At 37.2% G+C, this 21,684-nt stretch carries 22 protein-coding genes; 13 read left to right on the top strand and 9 right to left on the bottom strand.

Annotated elements, in window-relative coordinates; genetic code table 11:
- Positions 1 to 203 precede the first annotated feature (203 nt).
- The 3 genes from NSR00_RS09110 to NSR00_RS09100 all read right to left on the bottom strand — a co-directional run bounded on the left by NSR00_RS09110 (position 204) and on the right by NSR00_RS09100 (position 2,699).
- Positions 204 to 1,493 carry a globin-coupled sensor protein gene (locus NSR00_RS09110; protein WP_130158449.1) on the bottom strand — a complete coding sequence of 430 codons (1,290 nt, stop codon included), beginning with the start codon at positions 1,491 to 1,493 and terminating at the stop codon, positions 204 to 206.
- A 708-nt stretch (positions 1,494 to 2,201) separates the two neighbouring features.
- Positions 2,202 to 2,408: a DUF1657 domain-containing protein gene (locus NSR00_RS09105; RefSeq protein ID WP_063387284.1), complete on the bottom strand. Its 207-nt coding sequence runs from the start codon at positions 2,406 to 2,408 to the stop codon at positions 2,202 to 2,204.
- 75 nt (positions 2,409 to 2,483) lie between these two features.
- Positions 2,484 to 2,699: an alpha/beta-type small acid-soluble spore protein gene (locus tag NSR00_RS09100; RefSeq protein WP_063387285.1), complete on the bottom strand. Its 216-nt coding sequence runs from the start codon at positions 2,697 to 2,699 to the stop codon at positions 2,484 to 2,486.
- Positions 2,700 to 2,948: 249 nt separating this feature from the next.
- On the opposite strand from NSR00_RS09100, the gene NSR00_RS09095 reads away from it, so the two are divergent.
- Complete coding sequence (locus NSR00_RS09095; RefSeq protein WP_063387286.1) at positions 2,949 to 3,194, top strand: hypothetical protein; 246 nt, start codon at positions 2,949 to 2,951, stop codon at positions 3,192 to 3,194.
- A gap of 324 nt (positions 3,195 to 3,518) precedes the next feature.
- On the opposite strand, the gene NSR00_RS09090 is transcribed toward NSR00_RS09095, so the two are convergent.
- From NSR00_RS09090 to NSR00_RS09070, 5 genes are all read right to left on the bottom strand, one after another.
- Positions 3,519 to 3,716, bottom strand: coding sequence for a hypothetical protein (locus NSR00_RS09090; protein ID WP_063387287.1), 198 nt, complete (start codon positions 3,714 to 3,716; stop codon positions 3,519 to 3,521).
- Positions 3,717 to 3,842: 126 nt separating this feature from the next.
- Positions 3,843 to 4,886, bottom strand: a complete 1,044-nt coding sequence (locus NSR00_RS09085; RefSeq protein WP_340788241.1) for a YheC/YheD family endospore coat-associated protein — start codon at positions 4,884 to 4,886, stop codon at positions 3,843 to 3,845.
- The gene (locus NSR00_RS09080) at positions 4,876 to 6,228 is read right to left on the bottom strand and encodes a YheC/YheD family endospore coat-associated protein (RefSeq protein WP_340788239.1); all 1,353 of its coding nucleotides are present in this window, start codon (positions 6,226 to 6,228) and stop codon (positions 4,876 to 4,878) included. The genes NSR00_RS09085 and NSR00_RS09080 overlap by 11 nt, the downstream gene beginning before the upstream one ends.
- Positions 6,212 to 7,321, bottom strand: coding sequence for a YheC/YheD family endospore coat-associated protein (locus NSR00_RS09075; RefSeq protein ID WP_340788235.1), 1,110 nt, complete (start codon positions 7,319 to 7,321; stop codon positions 6,212 to 6,214). Before NSR00_RS09075 ends, NSR00_RS09080 begins: the two co-directional genes overlap by 17 nt.
- 53 nt (positions 7,322 to 7,374) lie before the next feature.
- Positions 7,375 to 8,736: a YheC/YheD family endospore coat-associated protein gene (locus NSR00_RS09070; RefSeq protein WP_082829491.1), complete on the bottom strand. Its 1,362-nt coding sequence runs from the start codon at positions 8,734 to 8,736 to the stop codon at positions 7,375 to 7,377.
- 120 nt (positions 8,737 to 8,856) lie between these two features.
- Between NSR00_RS09070 and NSR00_RS09065 the strand changes: the two genes are divergently transcribed.
- The 11 genes from NSR00_RS09065 (at position 8,857) to NSR00_RS09015 (ending at position 19,929) form a co-directional block, all read left to right on the top strand.
- Positions 8,857 to 9,984 carry a DUF445 domain-containing protein gene (locus tag NSR00_RS09065; RefSeq protein ID WP_340788232.1) on the top strand — a complete coding sequence of 376 codons (1,128 nt, stop codon included), beginning with the start codon at positions 8,857 to 8,859 and terminating at the stop codon, positions 9,982 to 9,984.
- Between the two features lie 107 nt (positions 9,985 to 10,091).
- On the top strand, positions 10,092 to 11,717 hold the full coding sequence (locus NSR00_RS09060) for a spore germination protein (protein ID WP_340788229.1): 1,626 nt from the start codon (positions 10,092 to 10,094) through the stop codon (positions 11,715 to 11,717).
- 24 nt (positions 11,718 to 11,741) lie between these two features.
- Positions 11,742 to 11,975 (top strand): hypothetical protein, encoded by a 234-nt coding sequence (locus NSR00_RS09055; protein ID WP_066248956.1) that lies wholly within the window; start codon positions 11,742 to 11,744, stop codon positions 11,973 to 11,975.
- Positions 11,976 to 11,990: 15 nt separating this feature from the next.
- Positions 11,991 to 13,100 carry a GerAB/ArcD/ProY family transporter gene (locus tag NSR00_RS09050; RefSeq protein WP_340788226.1) on the top strand — a complete coding sequence of 370 codons (1,110 nt, stop codon included), beginning with the start codon at positions 11,991 to 11,993 and terminating at the stop codon, positions 13,098 to 13,100.
- On the top strand, positions 13,097 to 14,299 hold the full coding sequence (locus NSR00_RS09045; protein ID WP_340788223.1) for a Ger(x)C family spore germination protein: 1,203 nt from the start codon (positions 13,097 to 13,099) through the stop codon (positions 14,297 to 14,299). The genes NSR00_RS09050 and NSR00_RS09045 overlap by 4 nt, the downstream gene beginning before the upstream one ends.
- Before the next feature lie 122 nt (positions 14,300 to 14,421).
- Positions 14,422 to 14,772, top strand: a complete 351-nt coding sequence (locus NSR00_RS09040; protein ID WP_066248950.1) for a YlbF family regulator — start codon at positions 14,422 to 14,424, stop codon at positions 14,770 to 14,772.
- Between the two features lie 179 nt (positions 14,773 to 14,951).
- Entirely contained in the window at positions 14,952 to 15,368 is a 417-nt protein-coding gene (locus NSR00_RS09035; RefSeq protein WP_063387297.1) for a GreA/GreB family elongation factor, read from the top strand.
- 176 nt (positions 15,369 to 15,544) lie between these two features.
- Positions 15,545 to 16,774, top strand: a complete 1,230-nt coding sequence (locus NSR00_RS09030) for an ROK family transcriptional regulator (protein ID WP_340788220.1) — start codon at positions 15,545 to 15,547, stop codon at positions 16,772 to 16,774.
- A gap of 95 nt (positions 16,775 to 16,869) precedes the next feature.
- Positions 16,870 to 17,733 carry a Cof-type HAD-IIB family hydrolase gene (locus tag NSR00_RS09025; protein ID WP_311066420.1) on the top strand — a complete coding sequence of 288 codons (864 nt, stop codon included), beginning with the start codon at positions 16,870 to 16,872 and terminating at the stop codon, positions 17,731 to 17,733.
- 97 nt (positions 17,734 to 17,830) lie between these two features.
- Positions 17,831 to 19,324, top strand: a complete 1,494-nt coding sequence (locus NSR00_RS09020; RefSeq protein ID WP_130158840.1) for a coproporphyrinogen III oxidase — start codon at positions 17,831 to 17,833, stop codon at positions 19,322 to 19,324.
- Between the two features lie 368 nt (positions 19,325 to 19,692).
- The gene (locus NSR00_RS09015; RefSeq protein WP_340788216.1) at positions 19,693 to 19,929 is read left to right on the top strand and encodes a hypothetical protein; all 237 of its coding nucleotides are present in this window, start codon (positions 19,693 to 19,695) and stop codon (positions 19,927 to 19,929) included.
- 149 nt (positions 19,930 to 20,078) lie between these two features.
- Here NSR00_RS09015 and NSR00_RS09010 read toward each other — a convergent pair whose 3' ends face one another.
- Positions 20,079 to 20,264, bottom strand: a complete 186-nt coding sequence (locus NSR00_RS09010; RefSeq protein ID WP_066248936.1) for a YhzD family protein — start codon at positions 20,262 to 20,264, stop codon at positions 20,079 to 20,081.
- A gap of 180 nt (positions 20,265 to 20,444) precedes the next feature.
- Here NSR00_RS09010 and NSR00_RS09005 point away from each other — a divergent pair, with 180 nt between their 5' ends.
- Positions 20,445 to 21,683, top strand: a complete 1,239-nt coding sequence (locus NSR00_RS09005) for a metallophosphoesterase family protein (protein WP_165381992.1) — start codon at positions 20,445 to 20,447, stop codon at positions 21,681 to 21,683.
- Position 21,684 lies beyond the last annotated feature (1 nt).

Below are 21,684 nucleotides of genomic sequence, written 5' to 3'. Positions count from 1 at the left end.
ATTTGTTGGGATACTATGTTCAATATATGAACATGTATCCTCATTTTTTAACCTTCAAGCGATCAATTGGATCTCCTTTTACGACTCAACTATTTTAGCGGATAAAGGCTGTTCAGCTTTTTGAAGATTCATCCAAATAAATAATCAACCCATTTTTCCTGAATGGGAAAAATGGGTTTTGTCGCCAGCTTGAAAAAGGACCTTTATATATGATTGGCCAGCTTTTTTAAATGTTCTGAAGTCTCATTGATTTGCGCAATGAAATTTGTTATATCATCAATGATTTCAGCAAAGTTTTCGAGTTCATTTTTCGTCTTTTCAGTTTGTTCTTTATTTTTGTCGAAGGCATACAAAATATTGTCGAAGAATTGGTTCATCTCTTTCATTCTTTGCGAACCATTGCCTGTAAGCTCTGTTACTTCCACAATAGATGAAGCGATATCGTTAATTTTCGCTCTGATTTCCTCAATTAAATTGGAAACGCCAAGCACGGAATTTTTTGTTTCTTCCGCCAGCTTTCTCACTTCACTAGCAACAACAGCGAATCCTTTCCCGTATTCCCCTGCACGCGCTGATTCAATTGCGGCATTTAGAGCCAGCAAGTTAGTTTGTTCAGCAATAGAAGTAACAATCGAGACGACATGATTAATTTTTTCAGAAGTTTGTTCAAGCGACTTTATTTTTAAAGCAATATCATCTGTCCGTTCTTTTATATTGACCATTAAACCGGAGTGAAAATTCAAGTCTTCTCTCCTTGAACTGACTTCTGCTTCGGTTGATGCCGCTGTTTCAAAACGATCAACTGCAATTAAGGCAAATTGTTTGGATCGTTCGTTAATTTTTTGTATAGCTGAATTGGCTGATTCAATAAGATCAGCAAGACGAATGGAGGTTTGGGCGATGTTTTCATGAAGCTCCTGTTTTTCCTTTTCGATTTTTTGCCGTCTTTTTAAATACTCTTCATTATATGCTTCCAACACAATTTGCTGTTCAAAGTTTAACATTTTTGCAATGGTGACCACCGCTTTATGATAATCTTCCTTCGATGGACACGCTTTCGCAACAACGGAAAAAATTGATTTCTGTAATTGCTGGAATGAACTCATGTACCAAATCGTATCTAATCCAATGCGGACGTGGGCTACAGCAATCCGCTTCATTCTTGTTATATCTTCATCTGTTAAGGATCCGCTAAACATAAGCAGCACATGTTTTTTCAATCTTTCCTTCTGCTTTTCGATCGAGCTGTATTTATTAATTAAGTCAATCAAAAATTGTTCTTGATGGAGAGCATCATAAAATGCATCGATAATAAACTTTATGTTTTCTTCAATCGCATCTTTTAATATAAGAGTACAAATAAGATCATCCTTTGTTAGGCCAACCATCGCTAATTGTCTTTGATATTTTTCATCAGTCACTTCAAGTTTTACTTGTTGAAGATCTACTTGTTTTTCAAAAAGTGATGGAACTTGTTTTCTTTTTTTAAACATTGGTTGATTTCCCCTTCAAAATTCATTATTAGTGTCCACTGTATATATCGGCAGCTAAATAATAATTTTTTCGATTATTTTTTAATTTTTATTCTAATTTGTTAAATTTTATATTCAAAAATGAATGATGTTTTATAAAGGCGAAGATTTTAGTATGGTGTAAAACTCATATTCGCCGAAAAGCACATTCCGAGCAAATAACCTGTAGATGATGTTGCAACTGGCGGCATGAATCAAGAATTTTTTTATAATCGACAAAATGCGCGTGCAGTCAAGACTTCCATGATGACGCTTTCTTTAACAAAATGATCTTCAGTTTTTATTCCCTTCCCCCCAATATTTAGATATTTTAGCAAAAAGATGGAATATCTACCATAATTTTTTTGTTTTTTGAATATTAATTCGATTGTTTGGCAGTCTATCACAGTGTGATGATCTAACGGATATCTAAGGTTTTTATAGACGATTTATTACTGCAATTGTTTTTAGAAAGATCAGATTTTAAATGCTTATAACAACTGCTCGAACGAAAGGGGGAAACACGACACTTCGTGAGTGGATTTGAAAGTTGAAGAGAGGTGCGATTTTCCTGTAATGGAATGAAGCTTGGAAGGATTAGAATTAACAGAAATAGAAAGAGGAAGCTGAATTGGAAGGGTTCAAGCACAAAATGGGAAATATCAGGAGAGTGAATGGTCCCCTCCTGATTTATAGCTGTTTAAATTGCGGCTCTTCGTTTTGAATGTAATTTAGCCTCGCTTTTAAATGGTCAAGCACTTCCTGTTGTTGTTTTGCAAGGTTTTGGTATAACTGCTTAGCTTGTTGATCTTCTGTTTCCAGTGCGAAGCTATGTAAGTTCGCAACCGCACTTTCACAGCTTGAAATAGTTTCCATCAATTTTGTACCAACTGTCATTTGAAAAACCTCCTTATTCTCAAATAAAAGGAGACACGGGTAGTGCCTCCATAGCCATGAATATAAATTTTTTAGTTATTGTTGTTGGAAACCGCCAATTTGTTGTTGAGCAAGTGCAACTAAACGCTTTGTGATTTCTCCACCAACAGATCCATTGGCACGGGAAGTTGTGTCTGGTCCGAGATTTACTCCGAATTCTGTTGCGATTTCGTATTTCATTTGTTCAAGCGCTTGTTGTGCACCAGGAACTAAAAGTTGGTTTGAGTTGTTGCTGCGGTTTTGTTGAGCCATAATTTTCAACTCCTTGTGAAATTTTTTTTGGCTGGGTTAGCTGGATTTGCACCAGCGTGAATCAAAAGATTCACTGCCAAACTCGGCTTAACCCACCGGGATGTATGCTGTTCATTAAGTAGTATGAGTAGGATGTAAAAATCTATTCGAAATGAGAAATGGTAATTTCTGTTTTGTGTCGTTACTCTGTAAATCAGACGAGAAAGGGAACATTATACATAAATCAACAACAAATAAAGGAGTTTTCACATGCGAGCCTGTCCGTTATGCAATGGATTTCAGCAACTTCATAAGTATTGTTCCAAATGCGGAGGCATTTTATTGGATGCAGGGAAAATTACTGACTATTTAGATGACTACAGTGCTTATATGGAAATGGACTTGATGAAGCTTTTAGATGGAAAAAGAGATTCACTAAAAAATCATCAATGCATACATCTTTTATATTGCAGCCAATGCCATGAAGGAGAGCATGCAATCATTCAGGAAACATAACGAAAGGGGCTTTTAAGCTTTAAGCTCTGAATTCTTTTACAGCTAAAATTTAACGGATTTCCGAAAGAAGTCTCCCATCCTCAAGGAATGTGCAGGGCGTAGCCCAATGAGTAGGTGGGAGATGAATTTCGGTTGGCGTTAGCCAACGAATAGGATAGAATATGGGTAGAACGGACACCTTCGGAACGAAGGGAAGCGTAAAGGGTTCTTGTGTGTGGCTTACCGTTCAGCGAACACACACAAGTCGCTTGAAGCCCCAACCTCTAAGCGAAGCGTAGGTGGTGGGTAGTTCACAAAGCCTGATGTGTTTTTCAAACATCAGGCTTACTTTCCGTTATTTTTCTCTATGTCAAATGGCGGTTCTTCTTCCTCGAGGTCCCTTGCTTCTTCAATATTGGTCGCATTGTAACGGTAGTGAACAGATCCTCCTGAAAGACCTTCATTAATCATTCTGTCAATGTCCATAAACGATTGATCACGACCTTCATATAGCGAATCTTTTACTTCCTTATCCTTATCCATAACCGTATTACCCTCCTTATTCACTGGAATTATTCATTAGGTTGCTCAGGAAAAGGTAAAATTATAAAAAGAATGTATGATATCATGGATGATTACAAAAATTTGTGGCTTGTGCATCCGTTTTTATCAAGTTTTTTTGAAATCGATTCGATTTTTTGCTAAATGATGGAACAATTTGCTTAGATGGACAATTCCGTTTTGGAATATGTCTTTTTCATCGAACACCATCGGTTTCGAATTAACCTCATAAATAAAAATATTTCCTTTTGTATCAATTCCAGCATCAATAGAAAATTCCCCAATGAATTGAAAACATTGAGAGAGTGTGCTGCCAATTTCATGGCAAATAATTTCCAGTTTTTTTGTATCGACACGGTTTTTGACAAAGGAGAAGGGAAGGATAGTGCCTCCATGTACTACATGTGTTGTAATGTTTTTAGATGCGCGCACGCCAATTCCCGAAATAACATATTGGTTTTGACTGTAATGAACGAGAATGCGCAAGTCGTATTTCTGACTGTTAATCTGATCGGAGATGATCTCCTGCTGCATCATATACGGCTCGTTTAAAATGAAATGTTTTATTTCTTTCCAAATATTTTCCAATGAAAATTCATTTTTTATAGAATTTACCGTTTTGATAATGTAGTTATGTTTGGATTCGGCTGTTATTTTAATGATTCCTTTCCCTTGGCTTTGTCCAACAGGCTTTAAATAAACGGAGGGGTATTTTTCAAAAAATGTATAAAAATCTTGTTTCGATGTTACTAATTGCGATTCAGGTATGACAGGAAGAAGGTGCTTATTTTTTTGCAAACAAGTAATGACATCCCATTTATTAAAAAAATGTCTGTTGAAATAAGGGATGTTTTTTTTGTTTAAAGAGCGGAAAACGAAATCTGTTTTTTGAACTGTATCGCGAAACGGATAGCGATTATAGACAACATCTGGATATAGAAACTTTTTTTTCAACCAGCGATTTTCGTTCGGTTCATATATATAGCCGACGATCGATTTTTCTTTCATGCCAGAAGGTGTAAAAACAAAGCTTGAACTGTACTGCTCAGCCAAATGTCTTTGTATAGCTTTAAATAACGAAATGTTTCCATAAAAAGAACCGCTTCGATCGTTATCACCAGCTAAAATTCCGACGAGCATTTCATGGGGCATCATAGATCTCCTCAGTTGAAATTGTTTTTTTCATTAAATATTCGGCATATTGGAATGGAAAGCGCAATGTTAGCCGGTCTTCTTGCTGCAAATCTTTATGCATAAAAATGGAGCGGCCAGGCTTCGAGTTCGCTTCAAATAGCCATATGTTCCCGTTATTGTCGATGCCGAAATCAAAACCGATTTCTCCGATTTCACCGTCCATTTTGCGATCAATTGCCTTGCTAATAGAAAGGGCCGCGGTGGAAAGTGAACGGTAAATGTCCTCTTTATTCAACGGCAATGATAATTCATGCAAAGATTTTATTGTTCCTCCGTTTTTTACGTGTGTTGTAGGATTTCCCTTTCCCGCCAATTTCGCAGCGATTGCACTGACAAGCCAGATTCCGTTTTCGTTCTTGTTTGTGTGCACACGGAAATCGACAGGATTTCCATTCGATTGAAGAAGAGAAATGCCTTGTTGAGCAATATATTGATCTAATGATCGCTGTGTAAAAAAACGCTGCAAAAAGCCTTCAATAGAAGAGAACAGCTTCAACTGGCCTTTTCCGTTCTCATCATAATAGCAGCAAAGAATTGATCCATTTTTCCGATTTTTCACCAGCTTAAATATTCCTAGGCCAAGGCTTCCGTTTTCAGGTTTTAAATAAATCGTTTGAAAGCGGTTAATCAGCTGTTCAATTGTTTTTATGGACGGAGCATGATATGTCTCTGGCAAGTAATGCCTTACTGTCCCATCTTTGGATAAAATATGATGGACATCCCATTTGTTGAAAAAGCCTGAGTTGAAAAGCGGAATTGAGCGCATAAATAAGTTTTTTTTCGCAGACTGAAAGTAGTCTGAGTTTTCTACCTTCCGATTTGGAAGACGATCATAGATGACATTTGGAAATGGAACGGTTATTTTTACCCATCCGGATTCATTGAATGAATAGCCTTCAATCATCTCTAAATCCCAATGAATTTGATGTATCCCAAATACAAAACAAAAAGCGCCTGTTGAACAGCCGTTGACCACTAATTTTGAAAAAAATATCGATCTGTCGCCTAATGGGCGCAAAAGGGATTTATAAAAACCTGCTGTGAAAATGCCGACAACGGGGCCTAAAAATAGCGTTTCACTATGGACTAAAGCTTTGATCCTAATATTTTTAGGTAAAAGCAGAGATTCGGCAATATCTTTTGAAATATAAATGCTTTGGCTGTCTTCGTGATGGAGAATAGAACGGCACGCTATTTTCCGTTTGCCGAAAGAGATCGATTCGATCGTTACATGGGAAAAAGAGCTAGGAAGCAAAACGGTTTGGTTTAGGTGGTCTGCCTGTTTAATTTGATAAATCATTTATTTCCACCCCGGTTTGTAGAGAGTGTTGCAAGTAGCGGGCATAGCGGACAGGAGCTTCGTACAGAACTGTTTTTCTCGCAGGATCTGTTTTTAAAACGACATTTCTCCCTGGTTTAGAATTAATATCTAGAATCCATATCGTTTCATTTTGCAAATCAATGCCGATGTCCACACCAAGCTCAAATAAAGGAGCAAAATTTTTTTCAATTTTTTGCGGAAGATGGTGAGCAAGCTGTTCGATTTGGTTATAAATATGGTTCAATCGCTGCCTTTGAATATCTTTTTCCCATTGTTCAAGGGAAACGACAGAACCGCCTTTTGACAAGTTGGATACATACGTATGTTTTTGACCGATTCGAATTCCTTTTCCTTGCATAATCCATTGACCGAACTCGTTTTTTTGAAATAAAATGCGTAAGTCAAATGGACGCTGCTGTTTGTCCTTTAAAGGGAGCAATCGTTGAAGAATGTATGAGTCAACTTGTCTCTTTGCAAGAAATGGTTTTAATTGATTGAAATGTTTCAAACGGACGATCCTTTGATTCGCTCCAATGAAAAAGTATAGAAATAGCGTTTCCTTTTCTTTTTTAATTACAAGCACTCCTTTTCCTGAACTGCCGTGAATTGGTTTTAAGATACATTCCTCATATGATTGCAAAAATGTATAAACTTGATCGGGATGTTGGAAATATTCTGTTTCAGGAAGATATTGATAAATGAATGGATCAGTTTTTAATGTTTTATATTGTTTCCATTTATCTGGGAATCCGTAGCCTAGAAAAGAAACATTTTGTTGTATTTTTAATTTTTGAACGGCTTTTTTGTTTTGAATGGAAGCAGCATCTTTGCCATAAAAACAGCGGTCATAAATATAATGTGGAAGTTGAAAAGTACTTCGCTCCCATTTATTAGATGTTAAATTGAATGTAAATCCCGTTAACGTACCATTTGCGAATTGTACGTCCAACGGGCGAAACATAATACATTTCATATTCAATTTTTTTGCCGCTTTTGAAATATTTTTAAAATAGGCTGCTTCATGAAAATATTTATTGACTAAAAATCCGAAAGACAAAAGAGGTTCTGCCACAAATATCCGCCTGCCTCCGTTTATCTATATTTACCCAATTATTATATGAATCGTTATGAAACATCATAACCGCTTATCAAGAAACAATAACGGATGATTGCTTTGGCAGACGGACGAATGGAAGGATTGAGAGAGTATTCAATATTTTTGGATGGCTTTGTATTGACTTCTAAAATCCATGGTTTCTGATCCTCACTTACAGCCATATCAATTCCAAATTCCCCGTATTCTCCCTCCACGTTCATTTCAACTGTTTTGGCGGCTTCCAGTGCTATTTCCGAAAGAATGCTGCAAAGATGTAAACAAGTGCTTTTGTCAAAAATGTCAGATAAGATTTTTTTTATTTTATACAGCTCACCGCCTTTAGCTAAATTGCTAACAAATTGATCTTTAGCGGAAAGGCGGGCGACAGAAGAGGTTATTTTCCAGCCCTGATGATTGATTTTATGGCATAGAAACCTGAAATCAAGCGGTCGATTATCCAATTTGATTGTGTCGATTGTCTGCTGAATAATATGCGGTTCTCTTTTGAGATATGGAAAGAGATGTTTATACATTTCCTGAAAGGAATGAAAAATAATTGGCTGCTCGCTTTTACCGGGATGGGTAAAGTATATTTCGAAAAGATCGTTTTTATTTTTCAAGCGAATAATTCTTCTCCCTTGACTGCCGTTAATCGGTTTAATAAATACGTCTTGAAAATCATTTACAAACACTTGCAAATCTGATTTTTTTGTTAAAAGCATCGTTTTTGGAAGGTAGGGAAGAAGATGCTGGTTGGACGCAAAAATTTTATGAATTTCCCATTTGTTTAAGTAGCGGTGGTTAAACACCGGTATATCGTTTGCAGCTGCAAATTGCAAAAACTTCAAATATTTTTGAGAATACTCTAATTTTCTTGATCGAATCCGATTATAAATCACGTCAGGACAAGGAATGGTTTCCTTTTTCCAATTTTGATGAGATAAATGAAACCCTTTCTTCTGATTTTGCTGCAGATCAGTTAATGTTGAAATACAAAAAAATGCGCCAATTTCCGCACAGTAATTCGCCATCTCTTTACAAAAATCATCAATATTTCCAAACTGGATTTTTTCATCGTCCTGAATAGAATCAATCAATACACAAATGACCGGTCCAAGTTTGAAGGTGTTGGTGAATTTATCATACTGAAGACGAAGCGTTAAAGATTTTATAGGAAGATGAAGAGCGTTGTAAATCTCTTCACTGGCATAAAGAACGATTTTTTCGTTTCGGATGAAGGAGGCTTTTGTTTTAACTGTTTCTTGGCCGCAATGTAAGGAAAACGTTTGGATCAGTGGAAGGGTCAAAGCTTTTTGCAAAGAATCGCTTATTTCCATATAGAAACCGTTTTTTTCTTCGAGTGGAATCATTAAAATTTTTGTTTCTGCCATTTGAATTACCCCGTTTGCTTACAAATGTTAACCGATTTATAATATTAACTTAGGTAAATCATGCTATGATATCGTATGTCTGGCAGTTGATCTTGTGAATAAACAGTGAGGAAGATGCAAATGGAATTTATATTAACATCAGCTATGATGGTCGTAATTAGTGCATTTATTGGCGGTGTTACGAATTACATTGCCATTAAAATGCTTTTTCGCCCATATAGACCAATCTATTTGTTTGGAAAAAAGCTTCCCTTTACGCCAGGCCTTATTCCGAAACGACGGAATGAGCTGGCTAGGCAGCTAGGAAAAATGGTGATCGAGCATTTAGTTACACCAGAAGGAATCAAAAAGAAAATGGAGGAGGTCTCCTTCCAGCAGAAAATACAATCATTCCTGCTTCAATCGATAGATGCTTGGCTTGCCAAACAAAAAACGTTAGCGGAATTTATGGATAAATATGGAATGTCCGAATACAAGGAAATGATTTCCGCTCGACTTGAACGAGCGATTGAAAAAAGCATACTTCATTTTTTCAATACAGATCAAAAAGTCAGTCATTTTTTGCCGCAAGAATGGAAGAAGAACATCGAATTGCAAATTCCTAGTCTTGCAGAATGGATTGCAATGAAAGGCGTTCAATATGTTGAAAGTGATGAAGGGAAACAAGCGCTGCAAAGAATGATCGATGACTTTCTTCAACAAAAAGGAACGTTTGGCGGCATGATTCAAATGTTTTTAGGAAACTTGAATATCGCAGATAAAATTCAATTAGAAGCAGCAAAGTTTTTTCGTCATCAAGGGACGATTGATCTGATTTCTTCCATTCTTTTTAAAGAATGGAGCCGATTGCTTGATATGTCGGTTTCTGAGGTTACAAGCAGGATGGACAAAGAAAAGACAAGCTTGTCCATTGCAAAACTTATTTCGGAAAAAATACGTATCTACGAAACATTGGATAAACCAATTTCAGAGCTTATCCAGCCGTATAAACAAGCAATTATGGAAAAAATGCTGCCAGCTGTCATTTCCAGCTCTGTTCTTTATTTGCAAAACAGTGTGGAACAGATTATGAAAGCCTTCGATATCGATGAAATTGTGACGGCACAGGTAGAATCCTTCTCGGTTGAACGTCTCGAAGAAGTTGTACTGACTATTTCCAAAAGGGAATTTAAAATGATTACCTACTTAGGCGCTCTCCTTGGTGGTATAATCGGGTTCGTACAATCGATTATCATTCTGTTTATTTAATCCCATGAAAACAGGCAAACCGCCTGCTTCATGGGATTTTTTACATATTAAAAGAACAATTGGGCACTTTACAAGTAAAAGGTTCAAAAACGTTAGGGGGATTCGGCATGAGCTTTTTAAAATTTTTTAAGAAATCGATCGATAAAAAGTCATTTGAACAGCTATTAGCAGACAAGGAAAAGCAAGATAGCAGCGAGCAACCGCAAAGCAAAGAAACGATCAAACGCAGCTTGCATGAAAACTTAAAAAAAATTAGAGAAGCATTTGGCAACAGCAGCGACATTGTTACAAGGGAAATAAGAATAGGAAGACAAGGGGAAATCCGCGTCGGGATTATTTATACGGACGGTTTGATTAACAGTGAAGCGAATCATAATTTTGTTATGGAATCGTTAATGTTTGAATTGAGAAGAAATGAAGTGGATCTGAAAGATCTGGCAGGTTTGACGCTGCTCAATTATATAAAAGAAATGGTCTTGACCGTCGGTTCGATTGAAGATGTGCATGATTTCAACGTTATCACGAATGCTGTTCTGTCTGGAAAAGTTGTTTTATTATTCGATGGATACGAACAAGGCTTTGCCGTTGAAATGAAAGGCGGAAAGGAGAGGGGAGTCCAAGAGACAACAACTGAAACAACTATTCGCGGTCCTCGGGAAGGATTTACGGAAAATTTGCGTGTCAATACTTCCCTTATTCGCAGAAAGATAAAAGACCACCGTTTATGGATTGAATCAAAAAAAGTCGGAAAAGTAACAAAAACGGAAGTCAGCATTATGTATATTAAAGGGATTGTGAGAGAAGAAGTGGTGCAGGAGGTCAGAAGCAGAATTGAACAAATTGATATTGATGGAATATTAGAGAGCGGTTATATCGAAGAGCTGATTCAAGATGACTCATACACGCCATTTCCAACTATTTATAATACGGAACGTCCTGATATCGTGGCAGGACATCTTCTCGAAGGCCGCGTAGCCATTTTAGTGGACGGCACTCCTTTCGTTTTAACTGTACCGTCAATTTTTGTGCAATTTCTGCAATCCCCTGAAGATTATTATCAACGCGCAGATATAAGTTCATTAATTCGTTTGCTCCGTTTTTTCGGTTTTTTCACTGCGCTCCTTGCACCGTCTCTTTATGTTGCTGTTACAACTTTTCATCAGGAAATGCTGCCGACACAGCTTTTGATCAGTCTTGCCGCCCAAAGGGAAGGCGTTCCGTTTCCCGCATTTATTGAAGCATTTCTAATGGAAATTATGTTTGAAATTTTAAGGGAAGCAGGACTTCGAATGCCAAGAGCTATCGGACAAGCCGTTTCAATTGTTGGAACATTAGTTGTCGGGACGGCAGCAGTAGACGCGGGAATTGTTTCCGCCGCATTGGTAATTGTTGTAGCATTTACAGCTATCTCAAGTTTTTTGGTCAGCTCGTATGACCTAGCGATCACCGTGCGGATGTTACGATTTGTTTTTATGGGGCTTGCCGCATCTTTCGGTTTGTTCGGAATTATCCTTGGATTGGTGGCGCTAGTTCTTCATTTGAGCAGTCTTCGTTCATTTGGCGTCCCTTATTTAAGTCCAATGGCTCCGTTTACGCTGGCAGATCAAAAGGACGTTTTAATTCGTCTGCCCCGCCGTCTGCTTATTTTTCGACCACGACTTTTTAGTTCACAGCAAAATACGAAAAGAGAGAAATCACTTTTTCAAAACGAAAATCAACGAAAGAAGAAATAGATTACCTAAAGGGGTATTAAATGAATGTGGAACATAATCGGCATTCTTTTCGTTTCTGCATGTATTTTTATAATCGAAGCTCTGCTGCTATTAAAACATAAGCTCTGGAAGGATTTTATTGTGTTTATCATTTTTCTTTTTTTAGGAACAGGATTAAGTATTGCCAGATGCATTAATTTTCCTATTCCAAATCCGATTGAATTGCTCACATGGATCTACCAGCCGCTAAGCGAAGCAGTGAACAAAATATTTCAATAAGAGGTTGGTGAAGGTATGTTAGACAACGGGAAAATAACAGCAAATCAATATAAAATGTTAGTTTTATTATTTACGATTGGAAGTTCAATTCTCGTTGCTCCTACTGCATTAGTGAATGATGCGAAACAGGATGCTTGGATAGCAACCATTTTTACGGTCATCATCTCCATTCTTTTAGTGTTTATGTACATTAAAATATATTCAATTTTTCCAAATATGACTCTTGTAGAAATATGCGAGCTTTTGCTCGGAAAATGGATTGGAAAATTCGCGGTTGCATTATTTCTCATGTATGCTTTTATTTTATCCGGTGCATTGCTCAGGGAAATCGGCGACTTTACAACTACTCATATGATGCCTGATACACCGATCGATGCTATCCATATTGTTTTTATGGGAGTCGTTGTTATGGCAACCCTTTTAGGATTAGAAGTGATTGGACGTTCTTCAGAAATCATTTCATTATGGCTATTCATCCTTTTAACAATCTATTTCATCGCGATTTTGCCTCAAATCAAAATAGGTAACCTGCAACCGATATTGGGTGAAGGAATGAAACCGATTTTATTTGGGTTTTATCATTTTTTTAGTCTGTCGTATTTAGAATTAATCGTTTTTTTAATGATTGCTCCCTTTGTCAATCATCAAAAAGGAGCAGAAAAAGGATTTTTAGTAGGCGTTATAATTGGAGGAATCCTGCTTACATTTGTTGTCATGTTTACCATTCTTGTTTTAGGTGTCGAAAATACAGCCAGACAAATATATCCGAGCTATGCCCTGGCAAGAAAAATTGAAATAGGAAAATTTTTTCAACGCGTAGAGGTTATTATGGCGGGAATTTGGTTTTTATCTATTTTTTATAAGCTAACCATCAGTTTTTATGCTTTTGTTTTAGGTCTCTCTCAACTATTTAAAATAAAAGATTATCGTTCGATTACTCTTCCTATTTCTATGATGCTGATTGTGTATGCGATCGCCTTCCATCCGAACATCGTTCACTTTTTTGAGTTTGTACATAATATTTGGCCTTTGTACTCTTTAACGATCGGGTTTCTTTTTCCTCTCATCCTGTTGGGTACAGCTCTAATGAAAAAACGTCAGCGTCATGTGAGGGGAAATAGATGAATAAGCGGTTGACAAGTCTTTTATTCATATTGGCGTCCATCATGTTGCTGGCAGGCTGCTGGGATCGGAGGGAGTTAAATGACATCGCAATCGTTTCAGCATTAGGAATAGACAAAGTAGATGATGAATTACTTGTAACGATACAAGTGGTCAACCCGGGACAGGTAGCAACTGTAAAACAAGGGGGAATAACAAAAGCTCCTGTTAGAACATTCCAGACGAAAGCGCGTACATTGTCTGAGGCGATGAGAAAAGTGACAACTTTCTCGCCAAGAGCCGTTTATTCAAGTCATCTCCGCATGCTGATTATTGGAGAGGATTTAGCAAAAGAAGGAATGGGGGAAATTGTTGATTATGTAGTAAGGGGGAAAGAATTTCGGACAGATTTTTATCTCTCTATCGCTAAAAACACTAGAGCTGAAAACATTTTAAAAGTACTTAGCCAGCTGGAGACAATTCCTGCACATAGTTTAAGTTCTTCATTAAAGTTATCTGAAAAATCATGGGGGCCTATCGAAACAATAGAAATCAATCAATTTGTCAACGAGTTAGTTTATAAAGGCATTGAACCTCATGTGATAGGTGTAGAAATAATAGGCAATCCTGAAGCTGGAGAAAAAATAGAAAATGTTGAAAAAACAAAAGCTGATGCGTATCTCAAATTTGGCAGTGTAGCTATCATGAGGAAAGATAAGTTAGTTGACTGGTTAACGGAGAAGGAAAGCAATGGTCTCCATTATGCATTAGGAAAAGTGCAAAGAGCAGTCATTAATGTGCCATGCAAAGAGAAGAAGGTGGCAATTGAAACGATCCGAACAAACAGCAAGATTCAAACAAAAGTTGACGGTCATCAGTTTAAAGGCACCGTTCAGTTGCATATAGATGGGTCGGTAGCCGAAGTTCAATGCGAACGAATGGATTTGGAGAAAATAGAAACGATAAACCTTCTGCAGAAAAAAGCTGAGGAAAAGGTTAAAAAAGATATTCTGACAGCTATTCAAGCTTCCCAGAAAAAATATGAAGTAGATATTTTTGGATTTGGAGAAGCCCTTCATCGCAGCCATCCGTCGATTTGGCATAAAGTTAAAAAAGATTGGCATGCTCATTTTAAAGACATACCGGTTCATGTGGATGTTGACGTAAAGCTAAGGAGAATCGGCACAATTAATAACTCTCCTCTTCATGAAATGAAACCGTAGCTTCCCAAACTTCCAAAAAAAATTCCTCCAGGGTGTAAGGGAATTTTAAAACTTTTTTGACAGGCGGCCTTGTCATCCTTTATATTAGCTAAAAGGGCTCGCGGAGCGAGGAGGGATTAGGAGTGTCTAATATTTTATATAATTCCGCGTACGATTTGAAAAAAGCATTAGAACAAAGCAAGGAATATATTCAATTAAAAAAATTGTATGATGATGTCCAACACGATGAATCAGCGAAAAACATTTTCCACAACTTTCGCAGCACTCAATTAAACCTGCATGAAAAACAAGTAACCGGAAAAGAAATTACTGAAGAAGAAATTATTCATGCAGAAAAATGCGTTCAATTAGTACAGCAAAACGGCAAGATTGCTGCATTGTTGAAAGCAGAGGAAAGCATGAATATGCTTTTACAGAGGATAACCAGCATTATTTTGGAGCCGCTTGATGAGCTTTATAAAAAAAGTGAATAGTAAAAGAAATGAATATCAAATCAAGGATTTTATTGAAAAAAATAAAATATTTGGTAGTCTAGAGTGAGATGTACTTTTTGTGCATCTCTTTTTTCATTTTCAAAATTGGAGGGAACAGATCATGAATCAAAGACTCATTTTCCATTTTTTTATTAAAGAAAAAGGAGGTGGCATATTTTATGAGCCATAGTACGCTATCCAGCTTAAAAACGGCATTGCGAGAACAATTAACGCTTTTTCAGAAACAACAAAATGACAGAACTTCTCCAATCGGCCGATTTTATATGAATAACCAAAAAAAGTTTTTGCAATATGTAAGGGAATTGGAACAGCTTTTTAATCAAGAAGATGAAGACATTTTCACAAAAGTTTTTATTGGGGCGACAGTGAAAATTGTATATTTGGAAGAAGAGGATGAAGAAACATATACAATCTGTTTTCCTGAAGAAGCTGATCCTGATCAAGGGAAAATTTCATTTTTATCTCCCATCGGTAATCAGCTGCTGCTTGAAATGAGAGGAAATTCGATTGATTTAGACATACCTGGAGGAAAAACAGCTGTTAAAATTTCTGAAATCCATTATTTAGAAAAATAAATTATGAAAAAATGAAAGGGGAAAAATCCCCTTTCATACTCTTAATTCATTTCCTCTTTCAGCATCGAGCTGTAGGAATTTCTAATAAAATATTACTTGCGAAAACCTTGATTCATTGAGATACTAAAATGTAAGGGTTTACATTACGAGCCTCTGTATATTTCGGGGTGGTTGTCATGAAAGATGAAAAAATTGTCGGCAGTTTCCAATTAATGAAATCATTGAATAAATCTTTAATTCTTAATACAATTCGGACACACGGATCGATTTCAAGATCTGACATTGCGAAAGAAACAAAATTAACACCTCCGACAGTCACAAATATTGTAAATGAATTGTTGGAAGAAGGATTGGTAAAAGAGTGGCAGACCGGATCTTCCAGCGGGGGAAGAAAACCCATTTTGCTGAAAATCAACTCATCAAATTTTTATGTTTTCGGTATTGATATCAGCCCGAGGGAAATCCGATTTGCCATCACGGATTTAAACGCTCAAACACTTTTATATAAAACAATCACGATGAAAGAAGAGATGACGAGTTCACGTTTGTTCCAAATGATTGCTAAACAGCTTTACATTATGATGGATGAAGCTTGTATAGAATTAAAAAAATTTGTAGGAATTGGCATCGGTATTCATGGCAGGATTGACGCAGATGAATGTTCAAGCGGTTTTGCTCCCCAATTGCAGCATCGAAATGTACCGTTAAAAAAAGAGCTTGAAAAAGAATTTCGTCTTCCTGTCAAAATTGAAAATGATGTTCGTGCCATGGCAATAGGCGAAAACTGGTTTGGCAGCGGGGTGGGAATTAGCAATCTTGTATGCATTAAGATCAGTCATGGAGTTGGGGCAGGTTTTATTTTAAATAAGAAGCTGTTTCATGGAACGAACGGACTAGCGGGTGAAATCGGCCATATGTTTATAGAAAGCAGCGGTTTGAAATGTTCGTGTGGGAAAGACGGATGTTTAGAGGCGCTTGTTGGGTCTGAAGGGATTAAACAGCGTACATTAAACAAAATATCGCTTGGGTATAAAACGAAATTAATAGAACGGACAAACGGAATGATAGAAAATGTGAACGGACAACTGATTTATGAGGCTGCATTAGAAGGAGACCTGCTTGCTAAAGACATATTAGAGGAGACTGGCAGGTATTTAGGAATTGCCATCATGAACATTATCCATTTATTCAATCCAGAGCGGATTATTATTGGGGGCGGATTGGCAAAGGCAAAGAATTTTATTTTAACTCCGATTCAAGAAGTGGTTGAACAAAGAGCTTTGACAGAGCAAGCGAAAAAAACAGAAATTGTGTTGTCAAAGCTGGGAGATCAAGCGACGGTCATTGGCGCTGTTGCCCTAGTGCTAAATGAAATGTTTTCTGTTCAATATGAATCGGTGTCATAATGTTTCCCCTTCCTTTAGTACACAAAAGTTCTAATTTGTCTCACAAGGACATATTTTCATAATAGAATTTAACAACAAGAGAAGGGGGACAACACATGCTCTACCGCTTGCTTGCCTTAAATATCGACGGAACGCTCCTCCGTTCAAATGGACGCCTTCAGCATTCTACGAAGGATGCGATAGAATTTGTTCAAAAAAAGGATGTATATATTACTTTGGTGACGAACCGCCATTTTCAATCGGCAAAAAAAGTTGCAAAGGCGCTCAAAATAGACAGCCACTTAATTACTCATGGGGGAGCGTTCATCGGAAACCGTTTAGATGAACCTCTTTATGTGAAGCGAATTTCAGAAGAAAAAACATTTAATATTGTGCAAGTGCTCGAATATTTTAATTGTAATATTCGAATCATTCATGAGCGTTTTTCGATCGGCAACCGGAAAAAAATCTCTTCAAATCTTGTAAGCAAAATGCTATTGAATTCGTCAGATCCGCTTTTTTATCCAATTCAATTTGTAGAATCTCTTGCTGATGCGTTAATTGATGAGCCAGTAGCTGCCCCAAAAATTGATGTATATTTTGATACGAAGGAGGAATTGAAAGAGGCGGAAAAAACGATACTTGATTCTTTTTATGATGTAGATGTGATCGAGGTTCATGACGGAAAAATTGAAATTGTTCCAAAGGGAATATCTAAACTGAATGGCTTGCAGGTACTTGGCAATCATTTAGGCATTAAGCTGGATGAAATGGTCGCAATCGGCGACGGCCTTGACGACTTGGATATGATCCAGCAGGCAGGTTTGGGGGTTGCGATGGGGAATGCTCCGTTTGAAGTAAAACGGGCAGCAGACTGGATCACGAGGTCGAATGATGAACAAGGCGTTTCATATATGGTAAAAGAGCATTTCCGAAAACAATACCCAATTAAATTTTTAAATAAAATTAAAAACAGATAAAAAACATCCGCTTCTTAGGATGTTTTTTTCGTATTGACTGAAAAAATCCCCTTTAGTACACTATAAGGAGTTTTATTCTATTCGACAAGGTGATCACATGCGCATTCAAATCAGCGGCATAAATGATGAACGTTTTATGCGGCCTCTTCAGTTAATATCTAATTTGTTTTTTGAAGAAGCCGAAATTTTTTTAAAACCTTCTGAACATGATATCGAAGCATTATTCAATTTCGAATTCAGACAAAGTGATTTTCGGTTGGCTTGCGAGCTAAAAGCAGAAGGAAAAACGTATGAAGCTTTTTTAGAAAAAAGCTTTACCGCAACAGATGAAAAAGAACAATTCAAACAAATGAAGCAGGCGGTATTGAATGTTTATGTAACAGCTCTTCAACAGTATACGGGAATTACACAAAAATGGGGGATTTTAACAGGTGTCCGACCCACTAAGCTTTTTCATAAAAAGAAGCTTGAAGGAAGAAAAAATGAAGAAATTTATAAACAATTAAAAGAAGATTTGCTCGTATCAAATGAAAAAATTCGCATCATGGAACAAATTGTAGAAAAACAATTAACTGTTGTTCCTGATCTTTACAATTTGACAAAAGAAGTAAGCATTTATATCGGCATTCCTTTTTGCCCGACAAAATGTGCATATTGTACTTTTCCTGCCTATGCTATTGGCGGCAAGCAAGGAAAAGTTGATTCTTTTCTCGGCGGTCTGCATTATGAAATGAGAATGATCGGCGAATGGCTAAAAGAACGAGGCATCAATATTACGACCGTTTATTACGGCGGAGGGACACCGACAAGCATTACGGCAGAAGAAATGGATATGCTTTATGAAGAAATGTATACATCTTTTCCAAATGTTGATCGTATTCGGGAAATCACAGTAGAAGCCGGCAGGCCGGATACAATTACAAGAGAGAAGCTGAATGTTTTAAAAAAATGGAACATAGACAGAATCAGCATTAATCCTCAATCATATATACAGGAAACATTGAAAGCAATCGGAAGACATCATACAGTTGAGGAGACGATTGAAAAATTTCATTTAGCTAGGGAAATGGGCATCAACAACATCAACATGGATTTAATTATTGGACTGCCGGGGGAAGGGTTAAAAGAATTTGAGTTCACCCTTGAGGAGACAGCCAAATTGATGCCTGAATCATTGACTGTCCACACGCTTTCCTTTAAGCGGGCATCGGAAATGACAAAAAACAAAGAAAAATATAAAGTAGCTGAACGAAGCGAAGTAGAAAAAATGATGAATAAAGCGGTTGAATGGACAAAGGCAAATCATTATGAGCCTTATTATTTGTACCGTCAAAAAAATATTTTAGGAAATTTAGAAAATGTCGGATATTCCCGGAAGGGTTATGAGAGTATATACAATATAATCATCATGGAAGAAATGCAAACGATTATCGGATTAGGCTGCGGGGCATCAAGCAAATTGATCGACCCGGTTTCCCGGGAAATCACTCATTTCGCCAATCCGAAAGATCCGAAATCGTATAACGATGGCTTTAAACATTATACAAACGAAAAAATCAAATTGCTAAACGCTCTTTATGGCGAAAATTGATAATTTTACGCTCCACAACGTATCGGGTCGTGTTGAAAGGAGGGCCCGATAGAAAACAGGAGCTTGGGAACGTCGAAAATGGAGAACGATTCCCGTATTTCCCTAAAAACACTTTAGAACAAATTTTAATAGATGAGATCGCGAGACTTAATCATAAAAGCGATTGCGCCATTAGCCTGCAACAAACGTAGCCGGCAGACTTCAGACAAAACATACAAAAGCAAGTAGAGAAATACGAGCTCCTTCTCTACTTGCTTTTATTTTTAGACTTCTTGGACAGCCTCTGATAAATCTGTTTCATCATGTTAGCTTTAAATTAATGGGATGATATTGAAGGGGGCTCTGTGAACAAAATGGGAGATAATAAGATGTTCATCATAATTGGAATAGTCGGTCTTTTAGCTATTACTTTTTCAAATTTAGTTCTTAAACATGATGTCGTCGCGACCATTATTAGCATTGTTGTGATCGGGATTTTAGTGAGCTCCAGAACCAAAATCATCGGCAGTTTTGGAAAGAAAAATGCCCCCCACAAAATGCAGGGGACTAGGAAAAAACTGATTTTAGATGCCCACTACAATTTTTCCACACGGGTAAATGGCTAAAAAGCGTCATATCCATTTAGATATTTTAAATTAGCCTCATAAAATTTGGGGAGCAGGATGAATATAGCGGGCGGCTTATGCCGCGCAGTATTTTTGTTGTGAAAGACTTCCCCTGTCATTGTTTTGTGGACTGTCAATCCTGTTAAGTTTTAGCGATGAAATAAAACAAGCCGGCCAGAAGAAGTAACTAAGCGATGCGCGGTATTTAAACATTGATGCTCCTTCAATATTTCTGAACCGATTTCTTTTGCCTCTTGTTCTGAATTTGCTTCAAACTTTTCATTTAAAAGCAGTTCTCCTTTGTTTGTAAACGCAGTTAAAAAATATGTCGGCATTTCAAACATCCTCCCTTTTTTAAAAAATATATTTCTTTTTCCTGAAAAAAAATCCTTTCAGCTTTTTTTAAAAAATTTTTTGGCAGGGGCCCGGGTACCGGGATGTATTTTTTCACATTAAAATGATATAATATGGAAAAGCAAACGTACGTTCCGGAAACGAGTGAAAAGAGGGAGACTATGACTCGCCGCATAACATTTATACATACGGCAGATTTGCATTTAGATAGTCCGTTCACAGGGCTTGAGCATTTGCCGGAAAGCATCTTTAAAAGAATTCAAGAAAGTACTTTTACGGCATTTGAACGTGTAATTGAACTGGCGGCAAAAGAAAAAGTCGATTTTATACTGATCGCAGGAGATTTGTATGATGACGAAGACCGCAGTTTGAAAGCCCAGTTGAGATTAAAGAAACAGTTTGAACGGCTCAATGAAGAAGGCATCCAAGTTTTTATTATTTTTGGAAATCATGATCATACAGGAGGTAATTGGGTTCATATTCAATGGCCTGAAAACGTTCATATTTTTTCCGATCGTGATGTAGAATGTATACCGTTTGTCCGCGACGGAAAGGTTTTAGCCAACATTTACGGCTACAGCTATCCGACTCGTTCGGTTACAGAAAATATTGTCTATAAATTTCAAAAAAGAAGCGAAGCACCGCTTCATATCGGTCTTCTTCACGGCACCGCATCAGGGACGGAAGGACATGAGCCGTATTGTCCTTTTACGATTCAAAATTTATTGGAAAAAGATTTTGATTATTGGGCTTTAGGACATATACATAAACGGCAAATTTTACATCGTTCCGACCCTCCGATTATTTATCCGGGAAATATTCAAGGCCGCCATAAAAAAGAAACGGGAGAAAAGGGAGTGTATCTTGTAGAATTAGCAGAAGGCGGGAAAAGCGCGTACCGATTTGTGCCGGTATTTGACATACTTTGGAATGAAATCAAGCTCTCTGTAAATGAAATAGCTGCTGTTAGCGAGCTATATGATCATATTCGAGCGGTAAAGGAACAGCAGAGACGAAATGGCTCGGCTCTTTTGACAATTATGCTAGATGGAGCTTCATCATTGTTTTGGGATCTTATGGATCAGGATCATTTGGATGAGCTTGCGCAAATATTGAATGAAGAGGAAGAAGGAAAGAACGAATTCGTTTGGATTGTTTCCATTCAACATCAAATCGTGCCGAGCGACGACTTTTTCTCCTCCTCTTACATTTCGAAAGATTTTGAACAAATTTTGGATCATTTTCATCAATTTGACGAAGCGATGGAGCCTTTATATAAAAATCGTTTATTTCGGCGTTTCTTTCAATCTTTCACAGAAAATGAAAAAGAAGAATTGATAAAAGAAGCGAAAACAATGATTTATTATGAGCTGTTTAAGCAAGAATGGAAGCGGTCGTAAA

Origin of the sequence: Aeribacillus sp. FSL K6-8394, from assembly GCF_038008865.1 — a bacterium.
Taxonomy (GTDB): Bacteria; Bacillota; Bacilli; order Bacillales; family Aeribacillaceae; genus Aeribacillus; species Aeribacillus composti.
Note: the sequence above shows the minus strand (reverse complement) of the source record. Positions and strands in the feature narration are given on the sequence as shown.